Raw genomic sequence first — 16,311 nt, 5'->3', positions numbered from 1 at the left:
CCTATAGTCGTCCTGCGGGGCCGAGGCGCGATGACGAAAAAGACTGAAGAAACAGGGCGTTTCGCGCTTGTCTGCATCGGGCAGGACGGGCGGCTCGGCTTTGAGGCGATCATCCTGGCCGCCACCTTGCGCGCCGCCGATCCCGGTTTTCGCGGCCGTCTGATCGTTGCCGAACCGCAACCCTGCCCGTTGTGGCGCCGTGACCCCCGCATGAGCGCACCGGTGAAGGCACTGCTTGCCGACCTCGGCGCGGAAATCCTGCCGTTCGAGAACCGGACCTTCGGGGACGCCTACCCCGAAGGCAACAAGATCGAGATGTTGACCGCCCTACCCGAGGGCGAGCCTTTCGTGTTTTTCGACACGGACACGCTCTTCACCGGCGCCTTGTCCGGCGTGCCCTTCGATTTCGATCGGCCCGCCGCGTCGATGCGGCGCGAGGGCACCTGGCCCGAACCGCCGCTCTACGGGCCCGGGTACGCGGCGATCTGGCAGGCGCTTTACGACCGGTTCGGCCTGTCGTTCGAGCCGACGCTCGACCTTTCCCAACCGGCCGAACATTGGGAACGCTATCTCTATTTCAACGCGGGCTGGTTCTTCCATCGCGACCCGCGGGCCTTTGGGCAACGCTTCCTCGACTATGCCCGCACCATTCGCGACGAAGAGATCGAGCTGCTGGCCTCGCAGGTGCTTTTCCCCTGGCTCGACCAGATCGCGCTGCCGCTTGTCATTCATTCCTTTGGCGGCGGGCGGCCCGACCCGGGCCTTGCGGGTCTCGACGGCGGGGTGAGTTGCCATTATCGGGCACTACCGCTTCTCTATGCGCGCGAAAGCGACGCGGCGGTGGCGGCGCTGGAGGCAGCGGTGGCGCCAAACCGGATCAAGAAGGTGCTGAAGGAGTATGAGCCCGCCAAACGGCTGGTCTATCAGGGGGGCGGCGCGAAGATCCGAAAGGCTTTCGACCGCAACGCCCTGCCCCGGCGGGAACAGGGGATACGCAAGCAGATCCGCGACATGGGATTGTGGCTGAGGTAGGCAGATCGAAAGCAGGTCGAACCGCTACCAGAAGTCCTTGTGCCCGCTAACGATCTCCGTCTCCAGTTCGGGAAACGGGCCACGGACAGACACGGGGCGTCGTCCAGCAGCGAACACCTCGTGACAGCTCAGATCAAGCGTCAGGTTTTCGGGATTGTCGCCAGTCAGCTCCGCCAATCTTTTCTCGGTCAACCCATAGACAACCGCACCTATGCCCGCCCAGTAGCAGGCGCCTGCACACATGCAGCACGGCTCGACCGATGTAACCAGCGTGCAGCCTTCCAGAAACGTCGGGTCATATTTCTGCGCGGCGGCGCGGGCAACGTTGGTTTCAGCGTGCCCCACGCCGCGATCTTGCTTGTAGGTGTTGCCCGACGTCAGAAGAACCTCTCCCTCCGGCCCTACCAGAAGTGCGCCGAATGGGTGATTGCCGCCTGCTCGGCTGTCTGCGGCGATCTTTGCAGCCAAACGCAGATAGTCGATGTCGCTTTTCATGATGGCCTCCTGAGCCTGCACTCTCAGTCGAGTGCTCCGTGACGCTGCCGATAGTCGCCAAGCGCTGTTTCGAACCTTCCCAGATAGTCGCGGGCGTGAGTGTCGTAGTCTGCTCCGGGCGCGGCGAGGAAGATTTCCGACACCATCGCCCACATCGCCTCGCGCATCAGGGCCGCGCATTTCATTGCAGCGAAGCTTTTCAGGAAGGCCGCGTCGGGCGCGGCGCCGAGATAGGCTTCGATCATCGTTCCTTCTTGCACCAGCGCCATGCCGCCGTTGCCCGCCGCACTGGCGAGGTCGAACATCGCCGTCCCGAAGCCTGCATATTCGAAATCGATCAACCAGAGCCGCCCGTCTGCCTCAAGGAAGTTCCCTGGCAGCAGGTCGTGATGACCGACGATGATCGGCAGCGGAATCTGCGCCGCCTCCAGCGCCGCATTCACGGCGAGAAGGCGCGGCAGTTCGGCCGCGAAGCGGCTGCGGTGGGCGGCAAGCGTGCGGCCATAATCGCGGATCACATGAAAGACCCAGAAGACCGCACCCGGCCCTTCCAGATGCGTCAGCATCCGGCCGTGGAAGTCTGCGAGAAGCCGCCCTATCCGGTCGGGATTGGCGCGCATGTCGGTCTCGGTCCAGGTGCGGGCGTCGAGGAATGCCGACACCATAGCCCCCTCGCCCGCCCATTCGACCTCTGGCGCGAAACCGGCGGCATGGGCAGCGCGGGCGGCGGCCAGTTCGCGGTCACGGAAAACGTGATGGAAAGGGAAATCGACGCCGAAGCGCACCACATGGGCGCCACGCCCGTCGGTCACCTTCCAGCTTTCGTTCGAGAGGCCGCCCTTCAGCGGCAGGGCCTCGATCTCGCCCTGCCAGCAAGGCAACGCACGGATCCTCTCAAGGCTCATGGCTCCTCCCCCTTTCGACCGAGCTTTCCGGCCCGGCCGCGCCCTGTCAATCGGCTTTCGTGGAAATTCTTGGCTTTGCCGCCCGTAACGCGCCCGTTTCTTGCCAAATGACCCATAAAATCCTAAAGTTCCCACGAAATCCGGGGGACCTGATGCTGTCCAAACGCCACGCGGCAATTCTCAAGCTTCTCGAAGCGAACGGCATGATGCCGCTTTCGGCGCTGGCCCGCGCGCTCGACGTCTCGCATGAGACGGTGCGGCGTGATGTGCGCCCGCTTGAGGAGGCGGGTCAGGTCCTGCGCATCCATGGCGCGGTGGGGCTCGCCGGTCAAGTGGGCGAGGCGCCGTTCCAGAAGCGGATGCGCGAGAATGCGGACGCCAAGCGCCGGATCGCGCGCGCGGTCGCTGCAACGATCCGCGATGGCGAGGCGGTGATGCTGGACACCGGCACGACGACGAGTTTTCTTGCGCGTGAGCTGGTCCATCACCGCAAGCTGACAGTCATCACCAATTCCTCCGACATTGCCCGCACGCTCGCCACCCAGAACGGCAACCGCGTCTATATGGCCGGGGGCGAGTTGCGCCCGGATTCCGGCGCGGCCTTCGGCACGTCGGCGCTTGAGTTCGTGCAGCAATTCTCGGTCGCGCATTCTGTGATCTCGGCGGGCGCGGTGGATGCGTCCGGCGTGATGGATTTCGATCTGGAAGAAGCGGTCTTTGCCCGCACGATCCTTGAACGCGGCGAGCGGCGCGTGGTGGTGACCGATCATACGAAATTCGGGCGGCGCGGCCTGATCGCGGTCTGTCCGTTCGCGGCTATCACCGATCTTGTCACCGATGCCGCGCCGCCTGCCGATATTGCCGAGGCGCTGGCCGCGGCGGGCGCGAACCTGTCGGTCACCTGAGATGGCCTAGCCGAGCGCGCGCTCCTCGCGCGCGATCGACCAGTCGATCAGATGTCGCCAGATGGTTTCGGCAAGGTCGGGATCGAGCCCCTCGGCCTCGGCCCGTGCGCGGACCTTCGCCACCACCTCCTCGACGCGCCAGTCTATGCGGGCGGGGAGCTTCAGCGGCCGCTTGATCTCGGCCGCGCGGTCGATATAGCCCACGCGGCGTTTCAATAGCGCCACGAGTTGGGCGTCGACCTGATCGATCCCGGCGCGGACATCCTCCATCGAGCGGCAGGCGCTGGGATCTCGGGGCTGATCGGTCATCGGCGGGTTTCCACGGCTTCGGGCCACCCCCTTCCGGCAGAGCCGCCGCGCCTGTCGCGCTGTCCTGAGCGACGGCAGGCAGAAGAGGACGCGGCTGGACTAAGCCGGAAGCGCCTGCAAGGCAAGGGCCTAAGAGCGCACAAGCGCGCGGCCGGTGGCCGCAGCGGCCGAAAACGGATCCGCCAGAGCCATCCGAGACCCAAGGGTGGTTATACCGCTTGCCGCAATGGCCGCGAGAGGGCCAGCGCAGCCAAGGAAATTCGCGCATCCTGAGGTGGTACACTTAAAATTTTAGTCTCTTTTTAAGTTATCAATCGTTTCTGAATGGTTGTCTAATAACCGTGCCTTAAAAGGAGGGGCAACCATGTACAACATCACGTTCGATCTGTCCGACATGTACCGGTATGGGTCCGCCTTTTACGATTATCTCAGGTTGAGAAAGCAGTATTTCGTCGACACGCTTCACTGGGACATTCCCCATAACGAAGCGGTCGAAATGGACCAGTACGACAATCCCATGGCCCACTATTCGCTGGTCATGAAGGATGGAAAGGTCGTCGGCGGGGCGCGCGCCATGCCCACAACCTCGCGTTGGGGGGAACATACCTACATGATCCGCGACGCGGTGGCGGGAAAACTGCCGGGCATCCCGACCGGGTTGCTGCAAAACGGCATGGTGACGCCGCAGGTCTGGGAATGCACGCGGCTGATTACGGCGGATTCCGTCGACAATCACGCCGATCGCGGGCGCGTTCTGTCGCTGGTCATGCAGGGGGTGTCCGACATTGCCCGCCGCCATGGCGCCAGCGAGCTGATCGCCATCGCCCCGGTCCTTCTGGTTCGGGCCATGCGTCAGTTGGGCTGGCCGGTCAATCGTATATCCGAGCCCTATTACGGCAAGGAGGACGGGCGGTGTTATGCCGTCCTGCAGATGCCGGTCGAAGATATGCGGATCGCGGCCGAATAAGCGGTACCCGCCAATCCGCCGATTGCCGAGGCCGTCGGCGGACCCTGTCATGAAACCGGGTTCCCGCTTGTGCTGCCCGGCGTGGAAGCTATTCTTCCGAACAACCCGGCGCTGGTTGAAGTGAACAGGCGCTGCGCTTAGATACGGTGCCTGAACAGGGGAAAGCCGGGGCTGCCGATCACCGGGGCCGGTGCTTTCCTGCAAGACCTAAGGAAACGCGAATGACAGACCATGCGACCCAGAGCTACCCGGTATTGCCGCTGCGCGATATCGTGGTGTTCCCGCATATGATCGTGCCGCTCTTCGTGGGGCGCGAAAGGTCGGTGCGGGCGCTCGAAGAGGTGATGAAGGACGACCGGCAGATCCTGCTGTCGTCGCAGATCGACCCGACGGTCGATGACCCGACCACCGAGGGTATCTACCGTACCGGCGTTCTTGCCAATGTACTGCAGCTTCTGAAGCTGCCCGACGGCACCGTGAAGGTGCTGGTCGAGGGCCGCACGCGCGTGCGGATTACCGAATTCATAGAAAACCCCGATTTCTTCGAGGCGGAGGCCGAGGCGCTGGACGAGACACCCGGCGAACGGTCGGTCGTCGAGGCGCTTCTGCGCTCGGTCGGCGACGAGTTCGAGAAATATGCCAAGATCAAGAAGAACGTCCCCGAAGAGGCTTTGTCGGCCGTGGCCGAGGCGCGCGAGCCCGCGAAGCTCGCCGACCTCGTCTCGGGCCATCTGGGCGTGAATGTCGGCCAGAAGCAGGAGCTTTTGGAAACGCTCGACGTGGGCGAGCGGCTTGAGAAGGTCTATGGCCTGATGCAGGGCGAAATGTCGGTCCTGCAGGTCGAGAAGAAGATCAAGTCCCGCGTCAAGACCCAGATGGAGAAGACCCAGCGCGAGTACTATCTGAATGAGCAGATGAAGGCCATTCAGAAGGAGCTGGGCGACGGCGAGGACGGCCAGAACGAGATCAACGAGCTTCAGGAAAAGATCGCCAAGACCAAGTTTTCCAAGGAAGCACGGGAAAAGGCCGAGGCCGAACTGAAGAAGCTGAAGTCGATGTCGCCGATGTCGGCCGAGGCGACGGTGGTGCGGAACTACCTTGACTGGCTTCTGTCGCTGCCCTGGGGCGTGAAGAGCCGCGTCAAGAAAGACCTGCGTGCGGCCCAATCGGTGCTGGATGCCGACCACTACGGGCTTGAGAAGGTCAAGGAGCGGATCGTCGAATATCTCGCCGTTCAGGCGCGCCAATCCTCGCTGAAAGGCCCGATCCTCTGTCTCGTCGGCCCGCCCGGCGTCGGCAAGACGTCGCTCGGCAAATCGGTCGCCAAGGCCACGGGGCGCGAGTTCATTCGCATCTCGCTTGGCGGCGTGCGCGACGAAAGCGAGATCCGCGGCCACCGCCGGACCTATATCGGCTCGATGCCCGGCAAGATCATCCAGGCGCTGAAGAAGGCCAAGACCACCAATCCGCTCATCCTGCTCGATGAGATCGACAAGATGGGGCAGGATTTCCGCGGCGACCCCGCCTCGGCGATGCTGGAGGTGCTGGACCCCGAACAGAACGCGACCTTCGTCGACCATTATCTTGAGGTCGAATATGACCTCTCGAACGTGATGTTCATCACCACGGCCAACAGCTACAACATGCCCGGGCCGCTGCTCGACCGGATGGAGATCATCCCGCTCGCGGGCTACACCGAGGATGAGAAGCGCGAGATCGCCAAGCAACACCTGCTGCCCAAGCAGATCAAGAACCACGGGCTGAAGAAGGGCGAGTTCAAGGTTACCGACGAGGCGCTGACCGAAATGGTACGCACCTATACCCGCGAGGCGGGCGTCAGGAACCTGGAACGCGAGATTTCCAAGCTGGCGCGGAAAGGCCTGACCAAGATCCTCAAGAAAGAGGTGGCCAAGGTCGAGATCACGCCTGCAGTCTTGGAAGATTATCTGGGTGTGAAGCGCTTCCGCTATGGCCTCGCCGAGAAGGAAGATCAGGTGGGCGTCGTCACCGGCCTCGCATGGACGTCGGTGGGCGGCGATCTTCTGCAGATCGAGGCGCTGAAACTGCCCGGCAAGGGCCGGATGAAGACCACCGGCAAGCTCGGCGATGTGATGAAGGAATCGATCGAGGCAGCGGCAAGCTATGTCCGTTCGGTCAGCCCGGAACTGGGTGTGAGGCCGCCGAAGTTCGAGAAGATGGACATCCACGTCCATGTGCCCGAAGGCGCGACACCTAAGGACGGGCCGTCGGCGGGTCTGGCGATGGTAACCTCGATCGTCTCGGTCATCACCGGCATCCCGGTCAGGAAGGACATCGCCATGACCGGCGAGGTCACGCTGCGCGGCAATGCGCTGGCGATCGGCGGGTTGAAGGAGAAGCTGCTGGCCGCGCTGCGCGGCGGCATCAAGACCGTCTTCATCCCGGAAGAAAACGCCCGCGATCTGCCGGAGATTCCGGACAATGTGAAGGCGGGGCTCGAGATCGTGCCCGTCTCCCATGTCCGCGAGGTTCTGGCCCGCGCGCTGGTGCGCCAACCCGAGCCGGTCGTCTGGGACGAGGAGGCGGAGGAGCTGGCGGCGAAGGCCGCCGCCGAGCGGCCCGAGGGATCGGGCGCCACCGCCCACTGACACCACAAAGGCGGCCCTTCGGGGCCGCCTTTTTTCTTGCGCGAAACCATCGGCCGGGCACTAATCGCGAAGTGAAGGAGTGACCCATGCCTGCCATGAAGACCAAGACACCGGCCGATGCGCCGAAGCCTGCCCGCAAGCGCCCGGCCAAGGCGGCAGAGAAGCCCGCGGAAGCAGGCGCCAATACCGCGGATAGGGACGAGGCTGCCACGGTCCTGAAGCTTCGCGATCTGGTTGAGCGCGCGGCGAGCCGGTCAGGCGCCAAGAAACCGGCGGCGAAACCGGTGATCGAAGCGGCACTCGCGGTGATCGCCGAGGCGCTGGATGCGGGCCAGAGCCTGAACCTGCCGCCGCTCGGCCGGGTGCGGATCGGCAAGGTGAAGCACGGCGCGCAGGGCGCGATGCTGACCCTGAAGCTGAAGCGCGGCGGCCCGGCGCGAAAGGTCGACGCCCCTCTTGCAGAGGGCGGCGAAGCGAGTTAAGAGCCGCAAACCGGGCGATTAGCTCAGCGGTAGAGCGCTTCGTTCACATCGAAGATGTCAGCGGTTCAAATCCGTTATCGCCCACCATTCTTCCTCAAAAGCGCGCCCGATCCGGCGCGCTTTTGCATTGCGGGCCCAAGTGCTGCCTGTCCTATAGCGGCAGCGGATATTCGCGCCTCAGGACGATAGGTTCAGGACCACCTCGCCCGACCAGGGTTCGGTCACACCGCGGCCGCCACCCAGATCCTCGAGTACTGGGCGAAGCCGGTCGAGATTACCGATCATCGCCTGACGCGATGCGACGAGCGCATCCATGCTGTCCCAGTCACCGACGATAACGAAGCTGCGCTCACCCGATTTCACCACCTGGAAGTTCCTGAGGCCGGGCATGGTTTTGCCCGCGAATTCCCTGTGGATGCGAAGGAACTCCTCCTCCTTGCCCGGTTTCACGCGCATATGGACAACATTCATCGCGGTCATGGCTTCCCCCATTGTGCCAAGGACTCGGCGCCAGAATATCACGAATCTGATGCGCACGCGATTTTCCTACTGCTGGATGCAGCGGGCGAGACCTCTGTCACCGGTGCAGGCAATCCCGATTGGACTTATTGGTCGAGGAAGCTTCTCAACTTTCGGCTCCGGCTCGGATGCTTCAGCTTCCTCAGCGCCTTCGCTTCGATCTGGCGAATACGTTCGCGCGTGACGCTGAATTGCTGGCCGACTTCCTCAAGCGTATGGTCGGTGTTCATGCCAATGCCGAAGCGCATGCGCAACACCCGCTCCTCACGCGGGGTTAGAGAGGCCAGAACGCGGGTCGTCGTTTCGCGCAGGTTTTCCTGGATGGCGCTGTCCAGTGGCAGGATCGCGTTCTTATCCTCGATGAAATCGCCCAGTTGGCTGTCTTCCTCGTCGCCGATCGGCGTTTCGAGCGAGATTGGTTCCTTGGCGATCTTCATCACCTTGCGAACCTTCTCGAGCGGCATCTGCAGCTTTTCGGCCAGTTCCTCGGGCGTCGGTTCGCGGCCGATCTCGTGCAGCATCTGGCGGCCCGTGCGCACCAGCTTGTTGATCGTCTCGATCATATGGACCGGAATGCGGATCGTGCGGGCCTGATCGGCGATCGAGCGCGTGATCGCCTGCCGGATCCACCAGGTCGCGTAAGTCGAGAACTTGTAGCCCCGGCGGTATTCGAACTTGTCCACGGCCTTCATCAGGCCGATGTTACCTTCCTGAATGAGATCAAGGAATTGCAGACCGCGGTTCGTGTACTTCTTCGCAATCGAGATCACCAGACGCAGGTTCGCCTCGACCATTTCCTTCTTGGCCTGACGTGCTTCCTTCTCGCCCTTCTGGACCTGGTTCACGATCCGGCGAAACTCGGTGATGTCGACGCCGACATATTGGCCAACCTTGGCCATCTCGGACCGCAGATCCTCGACCTTGTCGCGCGAGCGTTCCAGAAGCGCCTGCCAGCCCCGCCCGGCCTTCTCGGCCATCCGGTCAAGCCAGGTCGGGTCAAGCTCATAGCCCCGGTATTCGTCGATGAATTCGCGGCGGTTGATGCGCGCGGCATCGGCCAGCTTCACCATGCCGCTGTCCAGCTGCATGATCTTGCGGTTAATGCCGTAGAGCTGGTCGATGAGCGCCTCGATCCGGTTGTTGTGCAGGTGCAGTTCGTTGACCAGCAGCACAATCTCGGACCGGAGCTTCTGATAGGCCGCTTCCTCGGCGACCGAGAAACTGCCGTCCTCGTTCAGCGTGGCCGACATGCGCAGGTCCTGCATCTCGGCGAGCCGCGTATAATCACGCGCAATGATTTCGAGCGTTTCCAGAACCTTGGGCTTCAGCGCCGCTTCCATCGCCGCGAGCGACATGTTCGAGGCTTCGTCATCCTCGTCCTCATCATCCGCCCGCGCGATCGGATTGCCGTCGGCATCAAGCTCCGGCTCGTCGGACGCGGCGCGGCGCGGCGCCGCCGCCTCGCCCACGTCGACCTCTTCAAGGCCCGGCCCGTCCATCTCGCCGTCGCCGTCGAGCGAACGGCCGAAGGTCGCCTCGAGGTCGATCACATCGCGCAGGAGGATGTCTTCGTTCAGAAGTTCGTCGCGCCAGATGGTGATGGCCTGAAAGGTCAGCGGGCTTTCGCAGAGCCCCAGGATCATCGTATTGCGGCCCGCTTCGATGCGCTTGGCGATGGCGATCTCGCCCTCGCGCGACAGAAGCTCGACCGAGCCCATCTCGCGCAGATACATCCGCACCGGGTCGTCGGTGCGGTCGAGCGTCTCGCCCGAAGACGTCGCGACCGCCACCTCGCGCGAGGTCGAAACCTCGACGACCGCGCCACCCTCGGGGTCCTCGGCCTCTTCCTCCTCGATGACGTTGATGCCCATCTCGGAAAGCATCGACATCACATCCTCGATCTGTTCCGAGGAAACCTGTTCGGGCGGCAGCGCCTGATTGAGCTGGTCATAGGTGATGTAGCCCCGCTCGCGCGCATCGGCGATCATCTTCTTGACCGCCGCCTGGCTCATGTCGAGCGAATGCTCGTTCTCTTCACCTTCCGGCTTCTGATCGTCGCTGTCCTTGGCGGCCATGGGCGCTCCCGTCTTCAGAGGGTGGTGATTCGGGCGGCGGCCCGAATCGCTTGTCCGGTTTGTACCGAATCGCGCGACTGATTCGAAGGGCCGCGCGTACGCTGTGTTTCAGTGTCGTTTCTTGTGCCAAACCTGATCATCGATCAGACGCTGCAATCCGGCCGAAAGGGCCGCGCGGTCCTCGCCCATGTCGCTGTCATCGTCGAGGCGCGAACGTTCGGCGCGGTGACGCGCCTCGGCGGCCTGACTGAGCCGCCAGGTAACGCCCTCATCGGCGAGGCCGGTCAGATCTTCCATCGCTTCCTCGACCTCCGCCCGGATGCCGCGCCGCGCCTCGAGCTTGGCGAATTCCTCAGCCAGGCACATGCGGGCCAGCGTATGATCCTTGGCATTGCGCACCGGCGGTGCGATCTGGACGTGGGGAAGGGAGAGCAGCTTTTCAAGATGTCCGATGGCGTCGGGCGGCAGTTTCCGGCGGAATATGTCGGGCGGGCAATGAGCCAGAAGCCCCTCATGCGCGGCATGGATCATCGCGTCGCGCAGGGCACCATGCCCCGGTCCGAACAGAGCGCACCGTTCGAGCTGGCTTTCGAATTCCACCACCAAATTGGGATGGGTGGCGCAGATCGCAAGGATGATCGCCTCGCGCAATTCCTCCTCCGCCCGCCCATCCGCCATGCGGGCCAGAAGCGAGGCACGGGTTCCGGGCAGCGGCGTCGCTGGCGGCGCAAAGCTGCCCCGCCCGCCACGGCCCATGCCCTGGCGCGGCGTGAAGCCGCGCGGTGCCGGCGCACCATGGCCGAAAAGCGTGTGGCGCAGGCGCTTGATCTCCTCGCCATAATGGGCGCGGATCGACGGGTCACCGATGCGCTTCAGGATCGCGCGCAAGTCCTTGTCGAGTGCCGCGCGGCGCTCGGGACTGTCGAGCACCTTGCCCTCGGTCTCGCGCCGCCAGAGAAGGTTCACCATCGGTTCGGCGGCGCCCAGCGCCTCCTTCATCGCCCCTGCCCCGCGCGACCGGATCAGATCGTCGGGGTCCATGCCCTCAGGCAGCGTGACGAACCTGAGGCCCTGCCCCGCCTCCATCACCGGCAGAGCAAGATCAATGAGCCGCAGCGCGGCACGGATGCCTGCCGTATCGCCGTCGAGCATCACCAGAGGCTCGGGCGAAAGCCGCCAGAGAAGGCGCAACTGATCCTCGGTGATCGCGGTGCCGAGGGGCGCCACCGCGCCCCCAAAACCGGCCTCCACAAGCGCGATCACATCCATGTAGCCTTCGGCGACAATGAGCGGCTGGCCCTTGGCGCAGGCCTCGCGCGCAGGCCCATGATTATAAAGGCTGCGGCCCTTGTCGAAGAGTTCGGTCTCGGGCGAATTCAGGTACTTGGCGCTTTCGCCCGGGTCCATCGCCCGCCCGCCGAAGGCGATGCAGCGGCCGCGCGGGTCGCGGATCGGATAGATGATGCGGTTGCGGAACGTGTCATAGGGCGCCTTACCCTTGGTCGATGGTTTCGCGAGGCCCGCATCAAGGATCAGATCGTCGGCAATCCCCTTGGCCTTCAGATGATCCCAAAGCCCCTGCCAGCCGTCGGGCGCGAATCCGATCTCGAACCGGTCGCGGCCTGCCTCGGACAGTTTCCGACCGTCGAGATAGGCGCGCGCCGCCGCACCCGCCGCCGTTTTCAGCTGCAGACGGTAGAATTTCGCCGCCTCTTCCATCACCTTCGCAAGCTCGGTCCGCCGGTCGGCCCGCTCGGCGGCCCTCGGGTCGGCCGCGGGCATCTGCATGCCTGCCTCGCGGGCCAGAACCTCGATCGCTTCCATGAAAGACAGGTTCTCGGTCTCGCGAAGGAAGGAAACCGCATCGCCCTTCTGATGGCAGCCGAAGCAGTAATAATAACCCTTCCGGTCATCGACATGGAAAGAGGCGGTCTTTTCCTGATGGAAGGGGCATGGCGCCCAGAGATCGCCCTTGGCCTGATTGGATTTCCGCTGATCCCACGTGACCTTGCGCCCGACGACGCGAGAGAGCGTCACGCGGGTGCGCAGTTCGTCGAGAAATCCGGGTGGCAGACTCATCCTCTCTCTATAGCCGCTGGCGCCGCCCTGCTAAAGCGCGCCTTTCATCTTGGCGCATATACCTCACGGGGGTGCGGGGGTGTGAACCCCCCGCTTCCGCCTTCAGAGGCTGGCGCGCGCCAGAAGGGCACGCATGACCGTTTCCAGCTCATGGATCGCAGTCGCGATCATCGAGCGGAAAAGGTAGAGGGCGAAGTTCTCCGCGCCCGTCCGGTGGAGAAGGATCGTGATATGCCCCAACGCCGTGCGTGCCGTCGCGCCTTCGGGAAAGGCGGCAAGCGACAGGTCGAGCGGCACGAGCCGCGCGAGTGCGGCCTCGACGCCCGGCCCCGAGAGGGCAAGACCCGCCCAGCCGTCGCTCTGATCCGTCTGCGCGGCAATCGGGCCAAGGCCCGCGGGCGGCGCTGCACCGATCAGGAAGGCAAGGTCCCGCCCGGCCCAGAGGATGCGCGCCTTGGCGGCCTGCTGCGAGGCGCCGGGCGCCGGGAAAGCCAGCCCGAGCCTTTCGAGCGCGTTCGAAACCGCCTCGATCTTGCCCGGATAGGGGGCGATCGCCGTGATCCGCTCCTGCGGCATGTCCGACAGGGTCAGAGAACCGATGGTGACGGGCAAAAGCTCGCCCGCGGCAGGTTTGGCGATGAGCTTAGCCACGGGCGCGTCCTCCGTCGGGGTCGAAGAAGACGGGATGGGTCACTTCGCACAGAAGGTCGATCCCGCGCAGATGGTCGACGAGGCGCACGGACTGGCCGTGCCGGGCGCGGCCGTTCTTCAGAAAACCGATCCCGAGGTGGGATTGCAACGTAGGCGACCAGCAGACCGAGGTCACATAGCCCTGATCATTCTCGCGGACCGGCGCAGCGCCCGGATCGAAGAGATGCGCGCCCGCCGTGACCGGCTTTTCCGCACCCAAGGGCTTCAGCCCGACAAGCTGCTCGCGTTCCGGCCCCGAAAGACCCGGCCGCTGGCTTGCTGCCTTGCCGATGAACTCCTTCTTTTCGCTCACCATCCCCTGAAGGCCTATGTCGAAGGCGGTGACCCGGCCATGGATTTCGGCGTGGGTGATGAAGCCCTTTTCGATCCGAAGCACATTCAGCGCCTCCATCCCGTAGGCGCATCCGCCGAAGCTTTCCGCTCGCGCCACCAGATCGCGATAGAGCGCTTCGCCATAGCGGGCGGGCACGGCAATCTCGTAGCCAAGCTCGCCCGAGAAGGAAATGCGGTAGAGCCGCGCCTGAACCCCGCCAATCTTCACCATGCCGCAAGACAGGAAGGGAAAGCTTGCCGCGTCGATCGGCTCGTCGAGCATCGAATTCAGAAGCTCGCGCGCCAAAGGCCCCGCGACCGCGAACTGCGCCCAGTGTTCGGTGACCGAAATGGCGCGCACCTGCCAGTCGGCGCAGAAGGCCTGCTGGACGAAGTCGATATGGCGCATGACCTGACCCGCAGCGGCGGTGGTGGTCGTCATCAGATAATGGTCACGCGCAAGGCAGGCGGTGGTGCCATCGTCCATCACCATCCCGTCCTCGCGCAGCATGAGCCCATAACGGACCCGTCCGGGCTTCAGCGTGGAAAAGCTGTTCGTATAGAGGAAATCGAGAAACCGGCCCGCGTCCGGCCCCTGAATGTCGATCTTGCCCAAGGTCGAGACATCGCAGATGCCCACCCTGTTCCTGACCGCGATCACCTCGCGGTCGCAGGATTGCCGCCAAGAGGTTTCGCCGGGCCTTGGGAAATAGGAGGGCCGGTACCAGAGCCCGGCCTCGATCATCGGCGCGCCGCGTTCCTGGGCGGCCTTGTGCGATGTGGTGAAGCGTTGGGGCGCAAAGCCCTTGCCCTGCCCGCCCGCGCCCATCGCGGCAATGGACACCGGCGTATAGGGCGGGCGGAAGGTGGTGGTGCCGGTTTCAGGGATTGCGCGTCCGGTCGCGTCTGCAAGGATCGCCAGCGCGGCCACATTCGAGTTCTTGCCCTGATCCGGCGCCATGCCCTGTGTGGTGTAGCGCTTCATATGTTCGACCGAGCGGAAGCCTTCCTGTGCGGACAGCTTCACATCCTTCACCGTCACATCATTGGCGAAGTCGAGCCAGGCGCGGCCTTCCGTATCAGGCACCTGCCAGTAGGCGTTGAAGTTCTGTGTGCCATTCTCCGCACGGGGCGCCTCGAGTTTCGCGGACTTGCGCCCGAGCGCCGCAAGCGCCTCCTCGGCGGCGGAAAGCCCTTCGGCCAGCGCGGCGGCGGTCGAAAAGGCGCCATTCGCGGCCCCCGCGACCATCATCCCTGGCACCATGCCCGGGCGCGGCACGAAGGCTGCGATCTCGTCCCGCCAATCGGGCCGGCCGTTCCGGTGGCAGGCAAGGTGCAGGGCCGGGTTCCAGCCGCCCGAGACGGCGAGGCAATCGGCAGCGATCTTCTCGACCGCGCCGCCCTCCGTCCGCACGCTGATCTCGCTGAGCCCCAGCCGCCCTTTCGTGCCCACGACCGCACCACCCGGGATCACCCGCCAGTCGGTCGCGGCGGGGGCATCGGCGCGTGGGTCGATGACGGCGGCGATCTCGATACCGGCGGCGGCAAGGTCGCGCGCGGTGCGGTGGGCCTGATCGTTCGCTGCGAAAAGCGCGACCTTCTGGCCCGCCGCGACGCCATAGCGGTTCAGATAGGCGCGCACCGCGCCCGCCTGCATCACGCCGGGCCGGTCGTTCATCGGGAAGGCGATCATCCGTTCCTGCGCGCCGGAGGCGAGGATCGCGCGCCTGGCGACGATCCGCCAGAAGCATTCGCGCGGCAGGTCCTTCGGCGCCCGCGCGACGTGCAGGCCCACGCGTTCCAAGGCGCCATAAGTGCCGTCATCATAGGCGCCGGTCACCGTGGTGCGGGTCATAAGGCGGACGTTCGGCAGGCTTCCCAGTTCCTCGGCAACGCCTTTCGCCCATTGGGCGCCGGGCTGACCGCCCACTTCCTCGACCTCGGCATTGAGCCGCCCGCCGGGCAGGAAATCCTCGTCCGCCAGGATCACCCGCGCCCCGGCCCGACCGGCGGCCAGTGCCGCCATCAGGCCGGCGGGCCCCGCGCCGATCACCAGCAGATCGCAGAAGGCATGGGCCTTTTCGTAATGATCCTCGTTGTGCTTGCGTGACAGGGCGCCAAGGCCCGCCGCGCGGCGGATCGCCGGTTCATAGAGCTTTTCCCAGAAGCTGCGCGGCCACATGAAGGTCTTGTAGTAAAACCCTGCGCCGAAGAAGGGCGCCATGAGGTCATTGACCGCCATCACGTCGAGCGAGAGCGAGGGCCAGCGGTTCTGGCTGCGCGCATCTAGCCCGCCGTGGATCTCGACCTGCGTGGCGCGCGCGTTAGGCACCTGTGCCGCGCCATGACCGATTGTGACAAGCGCGTTCGGCTCCTCCGACCCCGCCGACAGAAGCCCTCGCGGACGGTGGTACTTGAAGGACCGGCCGAACAGTTTCACGCCCGCCGCCAGAAGCGCCGAGGCGAGCGTATCGCCCTCGAACCCGGTATAGTCCCGCCCGTCGAAGCGGAAGCCGACAGTCTGGCCGCGGTCGATGATGCCTTTCCCGGCGAGCCTCATGCCTGCCCCTCCGCAGCCTTTCCGGCCGGTTTCCGGCGCGGCTTCTTCGCCCCGGTCTTGGACGTGCCCGACTGGTCCGCCACCAGCCGCACGGCGAAAATCTCGTGCGTGACCGTATCGCGCTCAATGCAGAGCCAGGCGGCGCAGCCCTGTTCGTGATACCAGAGATCCTCGGTCCGCCCCGCCGGGTTGTCGCGCAGATGCAGGTAATCGTCCCAGGCCTCGGGCGCCGCCTCCGCACCCGGCCGGTTGAGATAATCGCGCGCGCCGTAATAGGTGAACTCGCGTCGGTCGCGGGTGCCGCAGAGGGGACAGGTGATGCGCATCGTCTGC

At 64.6% G+C, this 16,311-nt stretch carries 14 protein-coding genes and 1 tRNA gene; 6 read left to right on the top strand and 9 right to left on the bottom strand.

From position 1 onward, the window contains the following. Positions 1 to 30: 30 nt before the first annotated feature. Complete coding sequence (locus tag OU426_RS10480; RefSeq protein ID WP_267633931.1) at positions 31 to 1,032, top strand: GT-B fold glycosyltransferase domain-containing protein; 1,002 nt, start codon at positions 31 to 33, stop codon at positions 1,030 to 1,032. Positions 1,033 to 1,056: 24 nt separating this feature from the next. Here the strand turns inward: OU426_RS10480 and OU426_RS10475 are convergent, their stop codons facing one another. Beyond that, positions 1,057 to 1,527, bottom strand: coding sequence for a nucleoside deaminase (locus tag OU426_RS10475; RefSeq protein ID WP_267633930.1), 471 nt, complete (start codon positions 1,525 to 1,527; stop codon positions 1,057 to 1,059). A 23-nt stretch (positions 1,528 to 1,550) separates the two neighbouring features. Continuing rightward, a complete protein-coding gene (locus OU426_RS10470; RefSeq protein ID WP_267633929.1) occupies positions 1,551 to 2,432 on the bottom strand; it encodes a phosphotransferase in 882 nt (293 codons plus the stop codon). 152 nt (positions 2,433 to 2,584) lie between these two features. Between OU426_RS10470 and OU426_RS10465 the strand changes: the two genes are divergently transcribed. Continuing rightward, positions 2,585 to 3,337, top strand: coding sequence for a DeoR/GlpR family DNA-binding transcription regulator (locus tag OU426_RS10465; RefSeq protein ID WP_267633928.1), 753 nt, complete (start codon positions 2,585 to 2,587; stop codon positions 3,335 to 3,337). 6 nt (positions 3,338 to 3,343) lie between these two features. On the opposite strand, the gene OU426_RS10460 is transcribed toward OU426_RS10465, so the two are convergent. After that, positions 3,344 to 3,646, bottom strand: a complete 303-nt coding sequence (locus OU426_RS10460; protein WP_267633927.1) for a chorismate mutase — start codon at positions 3,644 to 3,646, stop codon at positions 3,344 to 3,346. Between the two features lie 364 nt (positions 3,647 to 4,010). Here OU426_RS10460 and OU426_RS10455 point away from each other — a divergent pair, with 364 nt between their 5' ends. The 4 genes from OU426_RS10455 to OU426_RS10440 all read left to right on the top strand — a co-directional run bounded on the left by OU426_RS10455 (position 4,011) and on the right by OU426_RS10440 (position 7,809). After that, positions 4,011 to 4,613 carry an acyl-homoserine-lactone synthase gene (locus OU426_RS10455; protein ID WP_267633926.1) on the top strand — a complete coding sequence of 201 codons (603 nt, stop codon included), beginning with the start codon at positions 4,011 to 4,013 and terminating at the stop codon, positions 4,611 to 4,613. Positions 4,614 to 4,834: 221 nt separating this feature from the next. Further along, positions 4,835 to 7,240, top strand: coding sequence for an endopeptidase La (gene lon / locus OU426_RS10450; protein ID WP_267633925.1), 2,406 nt, complete (start codon positions 4,835 to 4,837; stop codon positions 7,238 to 7,240). Positions 7,241 to 7,326: 86 nt separating this feature from the next. Next, the gene (locus tag OU426_RS10445) at positions 7,327 to 7,722 is read left to right on the top strand and encodes an HU family DNA-binding protein (protein ID WP_267633924.1); all 396 of its coding nucleotides are present in this window, start codon (positions 7,327 to 7,329) and stop codon (positions 7,720 to 7,722) included. A gap of 12 nt (positions 7,723 to 7,734) precedes the next feature. Next, a tRNA-Val gene (locus tag OU426_RS10440) sits at positions 7,735 to 7,809 on the top strand. Between the two features lie 90 nt (positions 7,810 to 7,899). Here OU426_RS10440 and OU426_RS10435 read toward each other — a convergent pair. The 6 genes from OU426_RS10435 to OU426_RS10410 form a co-directional block, all read right to left on the bottom strand. Beyond that, positions 7,900 to 8,202, bottom strand: a complete 303-nt coding sequence (locus OU426_RS10435; RefSeq protein WP_267633923.1) for an antibiotic biosynthesis monooxygenase family protein — start codon at positions 8,200 to 8,202, stop codon at positions 7,900 to 7,902. 125 nt (positions 8,203 to 8,327) lie between these two features. Continuing rightward, positions 8,328 to 10,316, bottom strand: coding sequence for an RNA polymerase sigma factor RpoD (gene rpoD, locus OU426_RS10430; protein WP_267633922.1), 1,989 nt, complete (start codon positions 10,314 to 10,316; stop codon positions 8,328 to 8,330). Between the two features lie 108 nt (positions 10,317 to 10,424). Then, the gene (gene dnaG, locus OU426_RS10425; RefSeq protein ID WP_267633921.1) at positions 10,425 to 12,395 is read right to left on the bottom strand and encodes a DNA primase; all 1,971 of its coding nucleotides are present in this window, start codon (positions 12,393 to 12,395) and stop codon (positions 10,425 to 10,427) included. Positions 12,396 to 12,497: 102 nt separating this feature from the next. Then, positions 12,498 to 13,046 (bottom strand): sarcosine oxidase subunit gamma, encoded by a 549-nt coding sequence (locus OU426_RS10420; RefSeq protein ID WP_267633920.1) that lies wholly within the window; start codon positions 13,044 to 13,046, stop codon positions 12,498 to 12,500. Then, positions 13,039 to 15,978, bottom strand: a complete 2,940-nt coding sequence (locus OU426_RS10415; RefSeq protein ID WP_267633919.1) for a sarcosine oxidase subunit alpha family protein — start codon at positions 15,976 to 15,978, stop codon at positions 13,039 to 13,041. The genes OU426_RS10420 and OU426_RS10415 overlap by 8 nt, the downstream gene beginning before the upstream one ends. Next, positions 15,975 to 16,304, bottom strand: coding sequence for a sarcosine oxidase subunit delta (locus OU426_RS10410; RefSeq protein ID WP_267633918.1), 330 nt, complete (start codon positions 16,302 to 16,304; stop codon positions 15,975 to 15,977). Before OU426_RS10410 ends, OU426_RS10415 begins: the two co-directional genes overlap by 4 nt. Between the last annotated feature and the right edge of the window lie 7 nt (positions 16,305 to 16,311).

The organism is Frigidibacter sp. RF13, from assembly GCF_026626305.1.
Lineage (GTDB): Bacteria > Pseudomonadota > Alphaproteobacteria > Rhodobacterales > Rhodobacteraceae > TMP-24.
The sequence above is the reverse complement of the archived record's forward strand: the minus strand, read 5'-3'. Positions and strand labels throughout refer to the sequence as shown.